This window comes from Enterocloster lavalensis, assembly GCF_046603895.1.
Lineage (GTDB): Bacteria > Bacillota > Clostridia > Lachnospirales > Lachnospiraceae > Enterocloster > Enterocloster lavalensis.
Window position 1 is genome coordinate 1,206,282 of record NZ_CP176637.1, and the last position, 19,717, is coordinate 1,225,998.

The 19,717-nt window shown below is 58.3% G+C and carries 14 protein-coding genes and 1 tRNA gene; 4 read left to right on the forward strand and 11 right to left on the reverse strand.

Going from position 1 to position 19,717, the window contains the following annotated elements:
• Positions 1 to 12 precede the first annotated feature (12 nt).
• Genes ACK2JC_RS05335 through ACK2JC_RS05345 form a run of 3 tightly spaced genes read right to left on the reverse strand, consistent with a single transcriptional unit; the run spans position 13 to position 2,134 of the window.
• On the reverse strand, positions 13 to 1,068 hold the full coding sequence (locus tag ACK2JC_RS05335) for a DUF4097 family beta strand repeat-containing protein (RefSeq protein ID WP_411338511.1): 1,056 nt from the start codon (positions 1,066 to 1,068) through the stop codon (positions 13 to 15).
• 5 nt (positions 1,069 to 1,073) lie between these two features.
• On the reverse strand, positions 1,074 to 1,817 hold the full coding sequence (locus ACK2JC_RS05340; RefSeq protein ID WP_302326735.1) for a DUF1700 domain-containing protein: 744 nt from the start codon (positions 1,815 to 1,817) through the stop codon (positions 1,074 to 1,076).
• The gene (locus ACK2JC_RS05345; RefSeq protein ID WP_007709820.1) at positions 1,814 to 2,134 is read right to left on the reverse strand and encodes a PadR family transcriptional regulator; all 321 of its coding nucleotides are present in this window, start codon (positions 2,132 to 2,134) and stop codon (positions 1,814 to 1,816) included. Before ACK2JC_RS05345 ends, ACK2JC_RS05340 begins: the two co-directional genes overlap by 4 nt.
• A gap of 531 nt (positions 2,135 to 2,665) precedes the next feature.
• Here ACK2JC_RS05345 and ACK2JC_RS05350 point away from each other — a divergent pair.
• The 4 genes from ACK2JC_RS05350 to ACK2JC_RS05365 all read left to right on the forward strand — a co-directional run bounded on the left by ACK2JC_RS05350 (position 2,666) and on the right by ACK2JC_RS05365 (position 5,215).
• Entirely contained in the window at positions 2,666 to 3,496 is an 831-nt protein-coding gene (locus ACK2JC_RS05350; RefSeq protein ID WP_092362322.1) for an AraC family transcriptional regulator, read from the forward strand.
• Between the two features lie 11 nt (positions 3,497 to 3,507).
• Positions 3,508 to 4,428, forward strand: coding sequence for a DMT family transporter (locus tag ACK2JC_RS05355; protein ID WP_320937859.1), 921 nt, complete (start codon positions 3,508 to 3,510; stop codon positions 4,426 to 4,428).
• Positions 4,412 to 4,834, forward strand: a complete 423-nt coding sequence (locus tag ACK2JC_RS05360) for a DUF2000 domain-containing protein (RefSeq protein ID WP_092362318.1) — start codon at positions 4,412 to 4,414, stop codon at positions 4,832 to 4,834. Before ACK2JC_RS05355 ends, ACK2JC_RS05360 begins: the two co-directional genes overlap by 17 nt.
• A gap of 243 nt (positions 4,835 to 5,077) precedes the next feature.
• Positions 5,078 to 5,215 (forward strand): hypothetical protein, encoded by a 138-nt coding sequence (locus ACK2JC_RS05365; protein WP_007709797.1) that lies wholly within the window; start codon positions 5,078 to 5,080, stop codon positions 5,213 to 5,215.
• A gap of 115 nt (positions 5,216 to 5,330) precedes the next feature.
• Here ACK2JC_RS05365 and ACK2JC_RS05370 read toward each other — a convergent pair whose 3' ends face one another.
• The 8 genes from ACK2JC_RS05370 to nifU all read right to left on the reverse strand — a co-directional run bounded on the left by ACK2JC_RS05370 (position 5,331) and on the right by nifU (position 19,554).
• The gene (locus tag ACK2JC_RS05370; protein ID WP_320937858.1) at positions 5,331 to 6,833 is read right to left on the reverse strand and encodes a GntR family transcriptional regulator; all 1,503 of its coding nucleotides are present in this window, start codon (positions 6,831 to 6,833) and stop codon (positions 5,331 to 5,333) included.
• Positions 6,834 to 6,874: 41 nt separating this feature from the next.
• Positions 6,875 to 10,462 (reverse strand): response regulator, encoded by a 3,588-nt coding sequence (locus ACK2JC_RS05375; RefSeq protein WP_320937857.1) that lies wholly within the window; start codon positions 10,460 to 10,462, stop codon positions 6,875 to 6,877.
• Positions 10,463 to 10,467: 5 nt separating this feature from the next.
• Positions 10,468 to 13,050 carry an EAL domain-containing protein gene (locus ACK2JC_RS05380; RefSeq protein ID WP_320937856.1) on the reverse strand — a complete coding sequence of 861 codons (2,583 nt, stop codon included), beginning with the start codon at positions 13,048 to 13,050 and terminating at the stop codon, positions 10,468 to 10,470.
• Between the two features lie 358 nt (positions 13,051 to 13,408).
• On the reverse strand, positions 13,409 to 16,291 hold the full coding sequence (locus tag ACK2JC_RS05385) for a response regulator (protein WP_320937855.1): 2,883 nt from the start codon (positions 16,289 to 16,291) through the stop codon (positions 13,409 to 13,411).
• Between the two features lie 145 nt (positions 16,292 to 16,436).
• Positions 16,437 to 16,526 (reverse strand) — tRNA-Ser (locus ACK2JC_RS05390).
• Positions 16,527 to 16,759: 233 nt separating this feature from the next.
• On the reverse strand, positions 16,760 to 18,028 hold the full coding sequence (locus tag ACK2JC_RS05395) for an N-acetylmuramoyl-L-alanine amidase (RefSeq protein ID WP_320936172.1): 1,269 nt from the start codon (positions 18,026 to 18,028) through the stop codon (positions 16,760 to 16,762).
• The gene (gene mnmA / locus ACK2JC_RS05400) at positions 18,025 to 19,110 is read right to left on the reverse strand and encodes a tRNA 2-thiouridine(34) synthase MnmA (protein ID WP_320936171.1); all 1,086 of its coding nucleotides are present in this window, start codon (positions 19,108 to 19,110) and stop codon (positions 18,025 to 18,027) included. The genes ACK2JC_RS05395 and mnmA overlap by 4 nt, the downstream gene beginning before the upstream one ends.
• A 6-nt stretch (positions 19,111 to 19,116) precedes the next feature.
• Positions 19,117 to 19,554 (reverse strand): Fe-S cluster assembly scaffold protein NifU, encoded by a 438-nt coding sequence (gene nifU, locus ACK2JC_RS05405; RefSeq protein WP_007709768.1) that lies wholly within the window; start codon positions 19,552 to 19,554, stop codon positions 19,117 to 19,119.
• Positions 19,555 to 19,717: the final 163 nt, after the last annotated feature.

Genomic DNA, 19,717 nt, shown 5'->3' on the forward strand with positions numbered 1-19,717 from the left:
TTGCTCCTTTCCTCACAGGCTGCCTGTAAACTGCACCTCAATGGTGCCCACGCCGCACTCCAGTTCCATACTCCTTGCCGCGCGGTTGTCAATCTTTCGCTCCACGCCAAGGGAGCTGTATTGGTCGCCGTCGATATTCACACTGCCCGCGCCGCACTGAATTTTATAGTTATAATCTTCCCGGCTGCCCGTCAGCTTTACACTTGTGACGCCGACTCCTGTCTCCACTTCCAGCTTCTCGTCCACCCGTCCGGTGAACGCCATACTGCTGACGCCGCTCTGCAGCTCCAGCTTGCGGGTCACAATACCGTTTATCTCGCAGGCGGCGGCCCCGGCCTCCACCTCGACCTTGTCAAAGTAATAGTTTTCCGGCACGATCACCTCGATCTTGGCCTCCTTGCGGCTGCTCTTGAACTCGCCGCGCTCAATTTTCAGTTTATCATCGTCCAGATAACAGCGGACTCTCCCCGTCTCGTCCTTTATGCGCACGGAAATGTCTTCGGCCTGGGCGCTGGATATTACACGCACGGAACCGCGGTCCACCTCGATGTCCATCTCCGCCACACCGGTCACATGCCAACTGCCGTCCTCACGCTCTTCCATCGCCGCCGGACCGCTGCGAGCCTGGCTCCCGGGGAGATTTCCGGCAGCGCCTGCGGGATTCCCGGCGTTTTCACCACTGGGACCTGCAACATTCCCGCCAGCCTCACCGCCGGCTCCTGCAAAATTTTCACCGGTTTCACCGCCGGCAGATCCCAAGCCGCTGCTCCCGGCCTGGGCCGGAAGTCCCGGCTCCTGACCAGCCCCGTCCCCGGGCGGATTCTGGACGCGCCTTTTGCTGTGGCTGGCCTCGTCGCTCCAGAAATCATCCTCCCAGAGTTCGTCCCAGTAATCCGGGTCCTCCAGATCGTCCGCCCAGTCGTCGTCCGCCCAGCTCATGGCGCGGTGGACCGCGTTCTTCACTCCGCTTCCCAGACGGCGGGCTCCGCCAAAACTCACCGCCGCAAAAGTAGTAAGAATACCCGCCACCAGCATGACAGCACCTGCCACCGCACAGATCTTAATCATCTTTTTCAAACTTCATCCCTCCTGTTCTTGTGGAAGAAACGGTTCAGGCAGTCCGCGATCCCCCGGATCACAAAGGGCACGAACCGGCCGTAAAACAGTACGGACAGCGCCAGCCCCAAAAGTCCCAGACCGGCCAGGGCCAGGCCGCTTCCAAATACCACCAGGCCGCTCCAGGGGCTTGCGAAGGCCATCACGATCCCCCAGGGGATCATAATAACGCCTGCAATGAGGAAACCCACTGTGACCAGGCCCAGAAACACCAACAACACGATTAACAGCGCCAGGATGCACCCGGCAAGTCCCCACAGTCCCTGGCCGATTCCCCAGGCCACCGGGAGCGCTAACGCCAGCAGCACCAGGATCAACACGATTTTTAACAGCCTGGACGTCCGCGGTTCCGCTTTTTTCCCACTCTCCCCGGTTTCCCCGGTCCGCCCGGCCTCTTTCCCTCCGGCGCTCTCCGGCAGATCGTAGCGGTGGGCCACCTGGTAGCCGGGATCCCGGAAACGCTCGTCCGTGTATCCGCTCTCCGTGAACGCGCCGCCCTCCTCCAGATTGCCCGCAAGGTCGGAGCGGATGATCGCCGCCACTCGCTCCGGGCTTCCGAACTCCCGGATCACCTGTTCCTCGTTCTCAGGCCCCGCCTCGTCAAAATAATCTCTGTAATACTGCAAAGCTTCTTCTTTCTCATCGTCCTGGACATCCTGCAAAAGATACTCCAGCTCTCTCATAAACGCATCCCTGGTCATATGTTCGCCTCCTCAAATATCTGGGATATCTTCTGCGAGTACACGCTCCACTCCCCCCGGTACAGCGAAAGCTGCGCCCGCCCCGGCTCCGTGATCTTGTAATACCGCCGGTTTCTCCCGTCGATGGCCAGATCATAGACCTCCAGGCACTCCTCCTTCTGGAGCCGCCTGAGCACCGGATACAGCGTGGACTCGGAGATGTCGATCACCCGCCGCACATCCTGGGTGATCTTGTATCCATAGGTCCCTTCCTGCTCCCTGGAGACAACTGCCAGCACGATGGCGTCCAAAAGAGCTGATCCTGTATTAAATACCATGTGATCTCTCCTATTCTGATTCTTGTAATATTGGCTGTTGAATTATATTATACATCATATAATATGCTTATACTATACAGTATATAATATTATATGTCAATAGGTGAAAATACATTTTCAGGATTATTATGGTTGGCCGCCGCCAAATCATACACATTCCCCCCTTGTACGCATTTTTTCAATTTCATCATACTTTCGTAAAGATGTTTAGATTTTTTTAATCACCCGGACAAACTTTCTCCATATATTTTCTCTATACTATGTATTGTAAACAATGATTCACAGATTTCATCAACGGAACATTGTATCTAACAAAAGCAGTCAGAGCTTTACATCATTCATCTCATACCTCAAGCCGGTGGGATTGACAGGAAGTCAGCCTCGCCGGCTCAACCTAATTTCAGGGCATTTTTTCCTTCGCCGCGGCTGTTTCGCCGCATTTCCTGCCATTTCCTACTCATTTATGAAGATATTTTACAAGCCTTCCTGGGAATCTCATGTTAAAATAGAGCGAGTCAGGAGGATTTTAGAATGAACAAAGAGCTTCGCACCATCTGTTTTGACAGCGATTTAAAGATTGAGGCCGTCCGATTTGAGGAGATTTCCCAGTCCTTTCCCCCGCATTTCCACGAACACTATGTGGTGGGTCTGGTGGAGAACGGGGACCGTTCCCTGTCCTGCAAGAACCTGGACTGTCTGCTGAAACCGGGCGATATGGTACTGTTCCATCCGGGTGAAAAACATGCCTGCACCCAGCTGGCCGGAGCCGCCCTCAATTACCGCGGCTTCAATATCCCGGAGCCGGCGATGCGCGAGATCACCAGAGAGCTGACCGGTACGCCGTTTCCGCCGCTATTTACCAGCAATCTGGTGCAGGACGAGGAGCTGACCGGCCGCCTGATCACCCTGCACAATATGGTGATGAGCGGTTCCGGAGAATTTGAGAAGGAGGAAATTTTTCTGTTTCTGCTGGACGCCCTGATCACCCGCTACGCCCAGCCCTTTGACGCGCCCATGCCGGAGTGCATGGCTGAGATCGGCCAGGCCTGCGCCTTTATGGACGAACACTACAGCGAGCGGATCACGCTGGAGCAGCTCTGCCGCCACTGCGGACTGAGCAAGTCCACGCTGCTGAGGGCCTTTACCAAGGAGCGGGGAATCACCCCCTACCGTTATCTGGAAAATGTCCGCATTAACCAGGCCAAAAAGCTGCTGGAGCAGGGCACGTCCCCGGCCCAGGCCGCGCTCATGACCGGTTTTACGGACCAGAGCCATTTTACCAACTATTTCAGCATGTTCACCGGAGTTGCGCCCGGCGTGTACCGGAAAATCTTTCTGGAGAAACCGGACCATTCAAACTAGGAGGAACTGTCATGGAACGCAAAACCGCGGCCGGCCATCTGGCGGCCCTGATCACAATTCTCGTTTGGGGAACCACATTCATCTCAACCAAACTGCTGCTGGTGGATTTTAAGCCGGTGGAGATCCTGTTTTTCCGCTTTGTCATGGGCTACGTCGCGCTGATTCTGGCCTGCCCCCGCATATTGCGCCTGAAGGAGCGGCGGCAGGAGCTCACCTTTGCCCTGGCCGGGCTCTGCGGCGTGTGTATGTATTACCTGCTGGAAAATATCGCTCTCACCTACACCCTGGCCTCCAACGTGGGCGTAATCATTTCCGTGGCCCCCTTCTTCACCGCCATGCTGACCCACCTGTTCATGAGGGGCGAGGAACGGCTGCGGCCCAACTTTTTCGCCGGATTCGCCGCGGCTATGGCCGGAATCTGCCTGATCAGCTTCAACGGCGCGAACGGCTTCACCTTAAGCCCTGTGGGCGACCTGCTGGCCCTGGCCGCGGCCCTGATCTGGGCCTGCTATTCCGTGCTGACCCGCAGGATCAGCGGTTTCGGCTACGGCACCATCCAGGCCACCAGGAGAATTTTCTTCTACGGACTTCTGTTTATGGCGCCCACTCTGTTTTTATTTGACTTCAACCCGGACCTGACCCGTTTTTCCAACCCGGTTCATTTATTTAACATCCTGTTCCTGGGCTTCGGGGCCTCCGCCCTCTGCTTTGTGACCTGGAACACGGCTGTGCGGGTACTTGGCGCGGTCAAGACCAGTATCTATATTTACATGGTGCCGGTGATCACGGTGGTCACCTCGGTGATCGTGCTGGGCGAGACCGTGACACCGGCCTCCGCCCTGGGAATCCTGTTGACCCTGACCGGTCTGCTGCTTTCGGAATCTAAATTTGAATGGAAGAAAAGGAGTACACAAAATGGACTTGCAGAATGAGAAATGCGTGATGGTAATCGACGAAAATCTGCCGACGGGAATCATCGCCAACACGGCGGCGATCCTGGGCATCACCCTGGGGAAGAAACGGCCCTATGTGGTGGGCTGCGACGTGGAGGATCAATCAGGCGGCGGACACCTGGGTATCGTGGAGCTCCCGGTTCCGATTTTAAAAGGGAATCCCGACCTGATCCGGGAAATTCGTGAAAAGCTTTACCAGCCAGACTTTGAGGACCTGACCGTGGTTGACTTCACCGACCTGGCACAGAGCTGCAAGACCTACGGGGAGTTTATGGGGAAAATGGCCCAGGTTTCCGGGGACGAGTTAAACTACTTCGGCCTAGCTATCTGCGGGTCCAAGAAGAAGGTCAACAAGCTGACCGGGAGCATGCCTCTGCTGCGGTAGCCGGTTCACAAACTGCTAACATTATGTTCATAAAAGTGTTACAGAAAGATCAAATTCTCCTCACAATTTCCCTCTATACTTATAAATGTAAAGAGCTAATGCTAACAAGACTTTTTTTCATAATACTCTGGCCGGCAGGGAACACCTGACCGGCCTCCTCCTTTTTTCAGGGCTGTCTCCGCGTTTTTGTCCAACTCATAATTTTTCCGCTTCCCACCCATACTAACACCGGAGGTGAGAGAGATGGCAAAGGACGAGACAAACGCAACCAACCGCGACACATCAAGCGATACCGACCGGACCAGGAAATCGGGCTGCGGTTCTGTGGAACCCCTTCCCGAGAGCTCCAGACCGCGGCGCGACGGCCCCGGCGGAGACTGATTGGGGAGAAACCAGCAAAAAAGAACGGAAGCGGACTCCGGGAGATCAGATTCCCGGATGTTCGGCTTCCGTTTTATTTTGGGTATTCAGATATAAAGTGGCGGCCGGTGGTGCCTTACCGGATACAACGTGCCTCCTCCTGCCGCAGGAAGCGCTCGCATTCCTCCGCAAATCCCTCCGCGCTCCCCTCTTCCAGACACTGCGCGAGCAGCTTCGCGGGGGAGGGGACGCCGTCGGGGCTGGGGCCGCTGCCAGGGCCGGGGCCAGAACCGTTGCCAGCGCCGGGGCCTCTGCCAGGGCCGGGATCAGAACCTCTGCCCGGGCCCAGGCCGTTGTCAAGGCTGTTATGGAGGCCGCCTCCGGCACCGCTGCCAGCGCCGTTTTTCCGCCGCTGCAATTCCAGTGGATAGCCCCAGGCGGCAAGCTGCCGGACCATGCCATAGCACTCCCGGACAAACATGGAGGGACATTGAACTACAATAAAATCCAGTATCCGCTCAAGGCAGAGACAGCGCTCTTCCCCCTTTAAACAGGACAGGCGCCGCTTTAACTCCGCTGCCGCCTCCGGCGCCGCGCTCTCCAGGGCGCACAGGGCGACCGGGCGGATGGTGAGCGCCAGAAACTGCAGGCTTTCCCGGTACAGCCTGAAGCCATCCCGAATCTCCGGGCTCTCCAGATCCATTTCCCCCGGCTGCTCGCAGACCAGGGTTCCCTTTCCGTGGCGGGAGCGGACCAGGCCCAGGCGGTTTAAAAGCTCCAGCGTCCGCCGCACCGTGTTCACCCCAACCCCGTAGGTCCCCGCCAGCTGAGGCAGGGAGGGCAGATAACTGCCCGCAGGATAGGTCTGATCGAGCATCTCCCGGATCAGGCGGGATGCCAGGGTATAGCGCAGCTGAGGCCTCCGGCTGTAAATATTGCATTGAAAATGCACGGGCTTTACATTCTCCATATGATATTCTGCGGCCGCCTGCTCCATAAATGCGTACAGCTGCCCCGCGGCGACGGCGGTGATCCGCTCCAATTCCCGCCGCAGCAGATCGATAATTTCATCCCTGGATGTGCCCGGCAGGTTCAGAGCCGGCCGCTGCCGCTCCTCCCGGTTGGTCAGATACGGGTAACGGATGTAGCGGATCACTTCCCAGTAGCAGTTTATGATCAGGCCGTTGTTCAAAGCTTTCAGGGCGAACATGTACAGCTGCACCGGCATGGACACCGCCCCGGGTCCGGGATCGGAGAGTCCCTGCAGCAGCACCTCCCACTCCGCTTTGCTCCAGCAGCGCAGACCGGCCTGCCACAGCGGTTCGATCAACAGCTTTTGGGCCTGTATCAGGTCCCGGATTCCCTCCCTGCGCGGCACAAAATAGGCGGCCGCGTTCCGACGGAAATCGGCGGATTCCGCCTCGTAGACCACCAAAGCGGCCCTTCGGGCGTCCATTTTAATATAACCATTTTTTTCCAAAATCCTCAGCCCCGCTCTCACCGTAGCCGGCGCCATTCGGAAGATTCCGCATATTTTTTGGATCGACGGAAGCCGGTCTCCGCGGACATAAAAACCGCAGCGTATTCTGGCCTCATAATATTCGTATATCAGACGGTAAAACTCATCGCCAGACTTCATCCCGTCCCCTCCTTCGCCGCCCGTTGCAACGGAGCGCGCCTTCAGTCTTCCTTGCCGAACACAAAATCATACAGCAGCTGGTACAGCCGCTGTGGGTCCACGGGTTTTGCCAGATGGGCGTTCATCCCCGCAGCCTTACTCTTCTCGATATCGTCGTCAAAGGCGTTGGCCGTCATGGCGATGATCGGCACCGTGTGCGCGTCCGCGTTACTCAGATGCCGGATGTTGTTGGCCGCCGTGAGGCCGTCCATCAGAGGCATGCGGATGTCCATGAGGATGGCGTCGTAATAGCCGGGGTCGGATTTGCTGAACCGCTCCAGGGCACGCAGCCCGTTCTCCGCGGTATCCACCTCAAAACCCTTGTCCCGCAGGAGCAGGGCCGCCACCTCGGTGTTGATCTGATTGTCCTCCACCAGCAGAATCCGTTTTCCGGCGAAATTATACTCCACATTTACGGGCTGCTGCCGCTCCTCCTTCTCCCCCAGTGCCCTGGTGAAGGCCGATACCAGGGAGGATTTGAACATGGGTTTGCTCATCAGCAGGTTGACGCCCGCCAGCTTGGCCTCGTGCTCGATGGAGAGCCAGTCGTAGGCGGTCATGATAATGATGGTGACGTCCGGCCCCACAATGGCGCGGATGCGCCTGGCCGTCTCGATGCCGTCCATATCCGGCATCTTCCAGTCCACCAGGATCATGTCGAAATACCGGCCGTTGTCCTTCAAACCGGCCACCAAATCCACCGCCTTGCGGCCGCTGTCCACCCACTGGGCCTGGACGCCCATCTCCCGCAGGGTCGACACCGCGCTCTCGCAGACCGCTACGTCGTCGTCCACCACAAGGGTTTTTAAATGGGAAAAATTGCAATCATGCTTTTTCTGACTGTGGCGGTGCTTCTCCTCCTCGGAGATGCCCAGCTTCACGTCCACGGTAAATTCGGTGCCGATCCCCTTGATGGAGCGCACCGTGATTCTGCCGTCCATCATGTCCACAATATTTTTGGAGATCGCCAGCCCCAGGCCGGTCCCGCCGTATACCGCGGTGGTGCCGGTGGACTCCTGGGAGAAGGGCTCGAAAATGTGGGGAATGAACTCCTCGCTCATGCCCACGCCGGTGTCGTTTACAATGAAACGCAGCACGGCATCGTTTTTCGTTTTCTTCCGCTGGGAGGCCGAGAAGGTGACCTTTCCGCCCTCGCCTGTAAATTTGATAGCGTTGCTGAGAATGTTGATGAGCACCTGCTGCAGCTTCATGGCATCGCCCACGTAGTAGTCGTCCAGCACCGGGTCTGCGATGCACTCGTAGTCCACCCCCTTGGAGGCGGCCTGGGCGTAGCAGATGGAGTTGATTCCGTTCAGGAACTCCTCGGTTGGAATCTTTTCATTTTTCAGCAGCATCTTGCCGCTCTCGATCCGGCTCATATCCAGGATATCGTTGATCAGCGACAGCAGGAAACGGGAGGAAATGCCGATTTTGGAGATGCAGTCCGCCACCTGCTCGTCGTCCCCGATGTGCTGGGCCGCAATGGTGCTCATGCCGATGATCGCGTTCATGGGCGTGCGGATCTCGTGGCTCATGCGGGAGAGGAAGTCGGATTTGGCGGCATTGGCCTGCTCCGCAGCCACCAGCGCGGCGGCCAGCTCCTCCTTCTGGCGCTGCTCCTGGCGGACCACGTCGGTCACGTCGGTCCGCGCCATACACACCCGCTTCAGCTCCCGGCTGATGTAGAATACCTGAATCCGCTTGACCCGCAGGCTGCCGTTGTTGTCGCGCATCTCCACGCTGAACGTGTAGGACGGCTGGTGCTCCAGCTGTCTTAGCATATAATCAAAATCCAGATGGGCAAGAAATTCCTGCTTTACAGGGTCGTCCATAAAGCGGTCCGCGATGCGGCGGATCTCTTCCTGGAACACTCCCTCCCGCACAATGGTGTCCTTGATCTGTTCATCGTAGGAAATCAGGCGGTGGGTCCCCTCGGGGATGTTGATCTCCGTGATCACATCGTAATCCAGCGCCGCGATCTGCATGAGCAGCTGCTCCCGCAGCTTCTGCTCGGTGATGTCAAAGGTGTAGAAGAAGGTGATAATGTCGTTGTTCTCAGGATTTAAGCACAGGCGGAAACTGGTGCTTCCCCAAAACGCTCCGCCGCCGTTGCGCCTGCGCAGGAAGTCCATATGAAAATCTGTCTTTCCGGCGGCGTAATCCGCCAGCACCTTCCCGCGGTTTAAGCTGGCGCGGATCTTCTCCCCGCAGACCGGGTCGATGGCCGAGGCGGCCAGATTCTCGATGGTCTGGTCGTAGGTGTCCCCCACCGAGGCGACGGCCACGTCCTCGGTGGCCATATAGCTCTCCACATGGTTGCGGGTCAGATTGAGTCGCCCCTGAGTGCTGCCCCCGGTTGAGGACAGCTCCGCAAAATAGGACAATTCCTGCTCATATAGTTCCCTCTCCCGCGTCTGGAGCAGCTTTTCATCCGTGATATCCACAAACACGCAATAGAAAAATTCTTCCCCGTTCGTCTCCCGGAACAACTGGGCCTTGACGGAGACCCAGCGCATGGTCCCGTCCTTGCAGATCAGGCGGTTTTCATTGTGGATCGTATTGCTCGTTTCCAGCTGCCGGTTCAGGATGTCGGCCATCACCTTTAAGTCGTCCGGAAAAATCACCGCGGACATCCGGTTCCCCAGGGCCGCAAACTCCTCCCTGGAATAGCCCAGAAATTCAAAGAGGCCGTCGTTGGCGTCGATCACGGAAAAGTCGGCGTCAAAACGGCAACGGAATACCGCCCCGGGGATGTTGTTGTACAGGTTCAGCACTTCCTCCTGGGCGCGCTTTTGGGCCGTGATGTCGGTGCAGACCGAGGCGATGGCCGCCCGGCCGTCCTCGGCCGTCATGCTTCTGCCCACATCGTGCACCCAGATATAGGTGCCGTCCTTTTTCTTCATCCGGTATTCCACCACATACTCTCCGGACGCCTCCAGCTGGTCGGCCACCTCCCGGTCCACCACTGCGCGGTCGTCCGGATGCATGCAGTTGGTAATCATACCGTCGATATCGTCGATAAATTCCGCCTCGGTCTCATACCCCAGGTAGCACAGCATCTGGCGGTTGATAAAATAGAAGGGAAAGCCATCCTCTATGTAGCCGCCCATCATACCTCCGGGCAGCGAATCGTTCAGCAGCTCCTGGCGCTGGCGGACCGTGTTTTGGATCACCAGCGTCTGGGGATAGTGCTCGTCTCCCTGCTGGCTGTTGCCAGGCTCCGCAAAATGCAGGCTGGCGATCTCCCACACGCCCTCCGCCTCTTTAACCAGGGTAAAGAAACACCGAAGCCGCCACATATATACCGTATTCTTCAGCACAATCTCAAAGGAAAGGCTGACGACGTCCTCCCGGATCGGCTGCTGGTGAATCACGGTGAAATCCAGGCCAAAGGGCTCCGGAATCTCCAGAATATCCTCCCGGAGATACGCGGCCATCGCCTCTTTTCCTCTGGCGGATTCGTGCTCCCCAGTCCCCACAAAGGTGACGTCCTCCGTCAGATATTCCACCGTCTTTTTCCAGTCCCGCTCCTCAAACCACACCCGGCAGAACTCCCGTACTGTCTCAATCGCTGTCATCTGTCTCCTCATCCGGCTCATTTCCTCCACAAACTGCAGCCGCCCTTATTGTTTTTCTTCGCCTGGTATAATGCCTGATCCGCCCATTCAATCAGCTCCTCTGAGGAATCCGGCTCATTCCGGCGGACCACCCCCGCCGTGCATGCCGCCAGATTTCCTCCGGCCCCCATTTCCCGGATCGCCCGGCAAATCTCCTCGCCCTTTTTGAGCGCGGCTTCATCGGTCTTCATCTGCTTCATCACCACCACGAACTCATCCCCGCCGTAGCGCGACAGGATATCGGATTCCCGGGTGTGGGAACGCAGAAGCTGGGCAAACTGCCGGATATGGCGGTCCCCCTCCGCATGCCCGAAGGTGTCGTTGATCGACTTCAAATTGTCCAGGTCGAACAGATAGAGCGCCAGGGGAGCGTCCTCCTTGCGCAGGGAATCCATGGCGGCCTGAAATCCACGGCGGTTTAACAGTCCGGTCAGATAGTCCCTGCTGGCCTCCTGCTGAAGCTCCAGGCTCCACTCCCGGGTCTGCGTGGCTCTGAGCGCCCGGGTCACACGGCGCTTCAGGCTCTTCATGGTATGAGGCTTGCCGGCAAAGTCGTCGGCGCCCATCTCCAGGGCCCGCTCCTCCATGCCCGCATCCGCTGAGGCCGTGGCGATAGCGCAGATGTTCCACACCGCCTTCTCCCGCTGCAAAATCTCCAGCACGGAGAAACCGTCAGGTCCGGAGAGGGTCAGGCTCAGGACCACCGCCCCGATCCGGCTCTCGTAGTCCGCGATGCAGCCCAGGGCCGCCTCGCCGTCCGCTGCCTCCACCACCTCAAACTGTTCTTTAAAGGTCTCCCGCACCTGCCCGCGGTAGGTTTCGTCTTCGTCCGCAATCAACAGAATCTGCCGGGGGCGGTCCTCCTGCTGCGATTCTTCAGCCTCCTCCGCCTGCTCTCCGCTTCCGGCCTGCTCTCTCAGCAGCTCCTCAAACTGGTCGCAGGGCATGGGTCTGGCCATATAGTAGCCCTGAGCGTAATCGCAGCCGATCTCGCGCAGCCGCTCCATCTGCTCCGGGGTCTCCACGCCCTCCGCCACCACGCTCAGCTTCATCCACCGGGCCAGGCCCATGATAAAGCGCAGAATTCCCTGCTTATTGGGTTTGGCCGTCTCGCTCTGGATGAATTTCATGTCCAGCTTCAGGATATCAAGCGGCCTCTGGTTGAGCATGTTCAGGGAGGAGTACCCGCTGCCAAAGTCGTCCATCTCGATGATAAATCCCAGATTGCGCAGGCTGACCACCGTCTCGATGATCTGATTGGGGTCCTCGGTGTAGGCGCTCTCCGTGATCTCCAGGTGAAGCCTGGAGGGGGACAGACCGTACTTGTTTACCGTGTTCATGAGGAAATCCGCCAGGTTCGCATTGTAGATGTCCGCCCGGGATACGTTGACGGAGACGGCGATTGCCGGAAGTCCCTTGTCGTCCCAGGACCGCAGAGCGGCGCAGGTCCGGTCCCACACGAACTGGTCCAGCTTGGTGATAAAGCCGTTTTTCTCAAACAGGGGGATGAACTCAGCCGGAGACTGAAAGCCCCACTCCGGGTGGTTCCACCGGATCAGCGCCTCCGCGCCCGCCAGCCGGTAGTCCTGAATGCGGTACTTGGGCTGCAGATAGATCACGAACTGTCCTTCCTTCAGCGCAGCCTCCATGCCGTCCGTGATGGCCTGCTCCCGCAGCAGCTTGTTGCGCAGCTTATCGTCATAGGTGGCGAAATACTTTCCGTACTGTCCCTTGATGCTGCGGGCGGCCAAAAGCGCCCGGTCGCACATCTGCTCAAAGGGAATGGTCCGGTCCACAACCGCGAACACGCCCCATTTCAAGGATACGCTCCTGGTGTTTGACATGGCGCTGATCTCGATCTCCGCATTCCGGAACATCTCGTTGGAGTATTCCCAGCCGTGCTCCAGCAGGCACACGAACTGGTCCGCGTTGAACCGGCCGCAGAGGCCGCGCCCGTTCACCAACCGGGTGTAGAGCCGGGCGATGCCGCACAGCAGCCGGTCCCCGGCCGGAATCCCGAACACATCGTTGATCAGCTTGAAATTCTCGATATCGGAACAGATCACATCATAGCGTTTTTGGGGATTCTGGGCCAGCAGGTCCTTGGCCTTCCGGTAGAAAAACTCCTTGCTGTAAAGCCCGGTCAGGCGGTCGTACTGGAACTGGTTGACCATGGCCGCCGTCTCCCGCAGGTTGATGATGCTGGCCACGCGGTGCAGGATCACCTGGGGCTTGTAGGGTTTTGCCACAAAATCGGTGGCCCCGTGAGCCAGGGCCGCCACCTCGTCGGTCTCGCCGTCATTCTGCGTGGTGACGATCACCGGTATGGTCGCGTAGTCAGGCGTGGACTTCATGATGGACAGAAAGGTGTAGCCGTCCATCACGGGCATCACCAGATCCAGCAGAATGAGGGATATCTCATCCTTATACTGTTCCAGCAGGGAGAGCGCCTCCTCCCCGTTTTCCGCCTCCAGCACCTGATATTGATCGGCCAGTATCGTGTTCAGCATAGTCCGGTTGATCTCGTTGTCCTCAACCACCAATATTGTTTTATAGATCATTGTTTTATCCCCTTGTCCTGAACTGCCGCGCCAGCGTCCTCTGTCCCCGCGTTCGGTGAATCCGGTCACTCCAGAAATATTTCATATATTTTTTGTGTAAACAGTTTCTTAACTCTGTCCATATATATACCATTTTATTCTAGCATAGAAGGGTTGAATGTGCAATGCTTTTAGCCCGCTCGATTGCAGCGCAAACCCATGGTTTATATAGGTTTTTAAGGTTCCCCCTTCCCAAAGGGTCCGCGCCCCGGGGCCGTCCGGGAAGGCTTCCCGGGATGCAGAATAAGGGAAACGGCCGCCGGACCATTTCCCTCATTTTACCGCGCTTATGCTTTTTTGCAGGATTTTGCCGGGCGTCTCAGCCCAGGCAGCGCTTCAGTTCCTCCACCAGGAGACGGATATCCAGGGGCTTGACCAGGTATCCCGTCATCCCCGCTGCAAACGCTTTCTTCTTGTCCTCCTCAAAGGCGTTGGCGGTCATGGCCAAAATCGGAACCGACGCGCCGTCCCCGCGGTCCATGGCGCGAATCCGCATGCACGCCTCCAGGCCGTCCATGACCGGCATGCGGATATCCATCAGAACCGCGTCGTAGGTCCCCGGTTCCCGGGCCCCGAAGAAGTCCAGGGCCTCCCGGCCGTTTACAGCGGTGTCCACAGCCGCCCCGTTCATTTCCAGAAGCGTCACCGCAATCTCCCGGTTCAGCTCGTTGTCCTCGGCCAGCAGGAAGCGTTTCCCCGCAAGGCCCGGATCGCATTGCCCGGACGGCTCCGGATTCCGCTTATCCAGCTTGGAGAACGTGTCGTAGATCGCGGACCGGAACAGGGGCTTGGCGATAAAATAGTCGATGCCCGCAGCCCGGGCCTCCGCCTCGATTCCGCTCCAGTCGTAGGCCGTGATCATGATGATCATGGTATCCCCGCCCACCAGGTTTCGGATCCGCCTGGCCGTCTCGATCCCGTCGATCCCGGGCATTTTCCAGTCGATCATGGCGATGTCGAACATCCGGTCCTGGCGGAGGCTTATCTGTACCTCCTCCACAGCCCGGTAGCCGGAATCCGCCCACACGGTTCTGGCCCCGATGTCCTCCAGGATCACCGCCGTCTGCCGGCCCACCGCCGGATCGTCGTCCACCACCAGCACCTCAAAGCCTTTCAGGAGATTCTGTCGTTTCCGCTCCCACTCCCGCTCCTGGTTGTCGGATACCAGCTGGAAGGGAATGGTGACGGTGAAGGTGCTGCCTTTGTCCTTCTCGCTCTCCACACCGATGGTTCCGCCCATGAGCTGCACCAGATTGTAGACGATGGACAGGCCCAGGCCGCTGCCCACGTTGTTGCGGGCATTCCCCGGGTTCTCCTGCTCAAAGGGCTGGAAGATCCGCTGCATGAATTCTTCCGACATGCCGATGCCATTGTCCCAGACCATAAACTCCAGGTAGGCGAAGCCGTTTGCGCGCTTTTCCTCACGGATGTCCACCCCCAGCTTTCCTCCCGGTGGCGTGAATTTCAGGGCGTTGGAGAGCAGGTTCATCAAAATCTGCTTCATGCGCAGGGAGTCGCCGATATAATGGCTTTCCAGGGGCTCCCGGTGGCGCATCTCGTAGCCCACCTCCTTCTCCAGAGTCTGGGGATAGATGATCTGATTCAACTCCTCCGCAAAGGCTTTGAAGTCAAAGAGCTCGTGGGCGATCTCCATTTTGTCTGTCTCGATCCTGGACATGTCTAAAATGTCATTGATCAGGGACAGGAGATATTTGGACGAGGTGTCGATCTTGCGGAAACAGTCCCGCACCACCTGACTATCCTCCAGTTTGAGCTGGCCGATGGTGGTCATGCCGATGATGGCGTTCATGGGCGTGCGGATATCGTGGCTCATGCGGGAGAGGAAATCCGACTTGGCCCTGCTGGCCGCGTTAGCGGAGGCCAGGGCATCCCGCAGAAGCTGTTGCTGGCGGGCCTGCTCCTGGCGCTGGCTGTCCAGAAGCTTCACCAGATCAATGGCCAGCACGTCGTCGTTAAAGGGGTTCTCCACAGCGATCACATGCACGGAGAGCCAGTGGTACTCCCCATCGTCCCCCATCTGCTGCATCTCCATGTAGATCTCCCGCTCCCCGGCCTCAAATCTGCGCAGAATCTCCTCCCGCCGGAAGGTGTTCCGGTAATCCTCCTGGTAGGAGGGATAGATCATGGGCAGGCTGTTCTCCACCAGATCCGTGTAGGTCCCCTCCCCCTGGATGGTATAGGAATCCTGCTCATCCACAAACAGGCTGTAGGTATTCCGGGTCAGATTCAGGCTCATGATCAGGGGGTATGCGGTGTAGATCGCAGCGCGCAGAAAACGGTTTTCCAGAATCCGCTCCTGCTCCTGGGCCTTTTCCAGGCGCATCTGCTCCGTGATATCCGTAAATACCGCCTGAATCACCTCCTGGCCGTCGCTGTTGACGATCCGGCCCATGACCACGCTGATCCACGCCTCCTGGCCGTCCCTTCGGACGCAGCGGCGGCGGTAGGATGAATTCTCACCGTTTAAGGTCAGGCGGTCGATGGCTGCCAGGACCCGGCCGCGGTCCTCCTCCTCCACATTGTCCAGCGGGCTGGTCACATCGCGCCGGTACGCCTCCTCGGAGTCATAGCCGTAGAATTTCCAGGTCATGGGATTTAAAGCCACCACCCTGTGGCCGGGATCCGTGGTAAACTGAAGAATTCCGCAGGGTATGGTGTCGTACAGGCGTTCCAGAAACTGCGCCTGGTTCTCGAACTCCTGGTTTTTGATGTTCAGAGCCGATTGCAGGCGGATAAATTCCTCCCTGCTGGACTCGATCGGGAACAGTTCGTCCTCCTTAATGGCCTGGTAGGGCACGGAATTGTGGATATGTACGGCCTTAAGCCCCTCGTCTGTCTCGCGGAACACAAAGGTCACCCGCTGCTGCATGTTGACGTAGAATTCCGATCCCGGCTTGCTGTGCAGCCAGCTCACCCCCTCGCAAAGGTAAGCGCCGCCTCCAAGGTCCATGCAGTGGTAGGATTCCTCGCTCATGTCGCAGGCGATCATACCGTCCTTTCCGCTTCGGAAGCAGGCGGCCACCGCCTCTTTTCCCTCCGCCTTCTGTTTCTCGCCTCCGCCCAGCCAGATAATGTCATCTGCAAATGTGGAAATCAAAAACTCCAGGTCGGAGTCGCAGAAATAGGTCGTCAGTATCTTCCGTGCCAGGCTCTCAACCTCCGCCAGCGTCACATTGCCCAAATCTTTTTACCTCCTTTTATTGAACACCAAAGCCGCCTTGTCTCCATTCCGTCTAAGTTTACCGTATCCCGTGCCCAGGTGCCGCAGTGAATGGTCATAAAAAACGAAAAACCCTTGAACGAGTCAAGGGTTTAGGGTTTACAAGCGGAGACGGAGGGATTCGAACCCTCGTACCGGGATGAACCGATAAACGCATTTCGAGTGCGCCGCGTTACGGCCGCTTCGCTACGTCTCCTAAAAATAGCCAACTATCGTATTATACACTAAAATTCATCTTTTGGGAAGTGGTTCGCTGCATTTTTTCCTTAATTTCAGCGATTTTTTTGAGCGAAATCCCGTGGGCAGGATTCCAGCCCGGGGGATTTCGCCGTTTTCCCGGGAGCAAAACACGTTTGCCGTGAAAACGGCAGGGACTCCGCCCGCTGGGAAGGCTGCGGCAGCGCCGCAGGCTTCCCGGTTTCATACTGTTTAATATCCGAAATACTGGTTGATTCCGGTCAGCAGCCCGTCCGCCAGGGTATCCAGGGTGGCGGAGGAATGGTCCGATGCCTTGTCGCCCAGCTCGATATCCACGGAAGGAATGGTGGAGAAGGAGGTCTGGGTCAGGTCCATCTCCATGGCTCCGTTGGAAAAGATCTTCACACCGGCGGATTTAAGCCCGGCTACCAGGCTGGCGCCTAAGGCATTGTGCTGCTCCCAGTGGGACTTCACCGGCTCCATGTTCCGGTAGGACTGATTGGAGGGAACGCTCATGTAGAAAGCCCCCTTGTTGTTGGTGGTACTGTCCCAGTGCAGGGCAATGTGGCAGTCGCTGGTGTTGTTGGCGATCACGGTGCGGGCGATGTTGTCCAGCTGGACGTCGTCGCTCTCCCGGATCATCAGCACGTCGTAGCCGTTCGCCAACAGCTTGTCCTTCAGCTTCAGGGCCATGGCCAGCGTGACCTTGGCCTCCGGGGTGCCGTCGGAAAATGTCATGCCACCGGACACCGCAACTGCCGAGGTGGCGCCCGCGCTGGTGGTGCCGCCTGTCACCTTGGGAGTGCCGTCGGGATGGCACTGGGTCTTTACGCTGCTGCCGCCCGAGGTGCCGTGGCCCGCGTTGACGCAGATTGTCTTGTTCTTGCGGCTGTCCGCCTCGGAGCGGTACAGCTTTGCCGCCCCGGAATTGATCTTGGAAAAGTCCGCGTACTTCCAGGAGGAGTCCAGCTTCACCTCGCCCGCCTCCACGTTGGCGGAATTCGAGGCCGCCGTGGTCTCGGGGACCTCGGTGGTCAAAAACGCCGTGGCCACGTAGTACACCTGGCCCTCCATCACAATGCGGCTCCACTCCTCGCTGATTCCGGTGCGCTTAAGCTCCGCGCCCACGGCGGCCGTGATCACCACGTTGGAATTGTTCTGCTTGTTGCAGCTGGAGCGCACGTTTACCGGCGTCCCGTCCGCAGTTTTTACATAGACCGTCTCGTCCACCTCGTCGAATTCCGGCGGCTTGGCGGTGGTCAACTCCGCCTCGTTGCGGCTGGACTCAGGGGTGGGCTGGGTATTCCCGTCCGCCTGCCCGTTATCTGCCGCGGCCTGTCCGTCTCCGCCGTCCGCCCGGTCCTGGCTGTCCCCGGCGGCCGTCTGGTCTGCGGCGGCCTCCACCGGCTTGTATGTCCCGCACGCGGAAAGGGCTCCGCTGGTGCAGAGCGCGCCTGCGCAGAGCACCGCCAAGCCCATTTTCGTCACTGTTCGTTTCATAAAATCGTTCCTCCTCCGGCCACGTAGTCCCCGGTGTAGAATACCACGGCCTGTCCCGGCGTCACCGCCCGGACCGGCTCGTCGAACACGCATTCCACCAGGTCTTCGCCGATCTCGCGTATGGTACAGGCTGCCCCTCTGTGGCTGTAGCGGATCTTTGCATCGACCCGCAGCTGCCCGCCGTGAAGCCCGTCCACCGCCATCCAGTTCAGTTTACTACAGCGGAGGGTATTTGTAAATACATCTTCGCCTTCCCCGATCACCACCTCGTTGGTGTCCGGTCGGATCTCCACCACGAACACCGGGCGGCCCATGGACAGGTTCAGGCCCTTGCGCTGGCCCACGGTGTAGTGGGAGATTCCCTTGTGGCGGCCCAGAACATTTCCCTGAAGATCCACAAAATTGCCCTCGGGGCAGGATTTGCCGGTGTAGTCCTCGATAAAGGAGGCGTAATCCTTGTCCGGCACAAAACAGATCTCCTGGCTGTCGGGCTTGTGGGCCACATTGAGGCCGATCTCCTCCGCCATCCGCCGGATCTCGTCCTTGTGGTAGCTGCCCACGGGCATCAGGGTTCTGGAAAGCTGCTCCTGGGTCAGGTTGTATAGGGCGTAGGTCTGGTCTTTGGCCTCGGTGACGGAACGGCGCAGGGCGAAACGCCCGTTTTCCAGGCGCTCGATCCTGGCGTAATGGCCAGTGGCGATGTAGTCAGCACCGATGGCGATGCTGCGGCGCAGCAGGGACTCCCACTTTACATAGCGGTTGCAGGCAATGCAGGGATTGGGCGTGCGGCCCTCCAGGTATTCCCCTGCGAAGTAGTCCATCACGTGCTCGCGGAATTCCTGCTTAAAATTCATCACATAGTAGGGAATCTCCAGCTGCATGGCCACCCGGCGGGCATCGTCCACGGCGCTTAAGCCGCAGCAGCCCCCCTGCTCCTCCTGCACGTCCCCGTCCTCGTCCTGCCAGATCTGCATGGTCACGCCGATCACCCGGTAACCCTGCTGTTTTAAAAGGTAGGCTGCCACGGAGGAATCCACTCCCCCGGACATGCCCACCACTACGGTCTTTTTCTCTTCACTCATGGCCGATTAATAATCTTCCTCTTCTTCCTCTTCACCGATGTTGTCCTTGGGTTTCTCCAGCCCGTCGATGGTGATGCCGTTCTTCTGGGCGTAATCCCACAGCGCCGCGTGGATGGCCTCCTCGGCCAGCAGGGAACAGTGGATCTTCACGGGCGGAAGTCCGTCCAACGCCTCACAGACTGCTTTGTTGGTCACCTGCATGGCCTCGTAGATGGATTTGCCCTTGACCAGCTCCGTGGCCATGCTGCTGGTGGCTACGGCGGCTCCGCAGCCGAAGGTCTTGAACTTCACGTCCCGGATGATCTGGTTCTCGTCGATATCCAGGTAAATGCGCATGATATCGCCGCACTTGGGATTTCCCACAGTGCCCATGCCGCTGGCATTTTCAATTTCTCCTACATTTCTGGGGTGCTCAAAATGGTCCATTACTTTCTCTGTATACATAATTCAATCTCCTGTATTTTGGTTTTTGTGAGCGGGCGGGGCCCGTTGTCCGGGGGGCGTCCCGCGCCCGCGGCGCTGTTGTCTGTGGGGAGGCCCCGCCGCCCATGGCGCTGTTATTCGGGAATGCCCCACCGCCCGTGGCGCTGTTATCCGGGAATGCCCC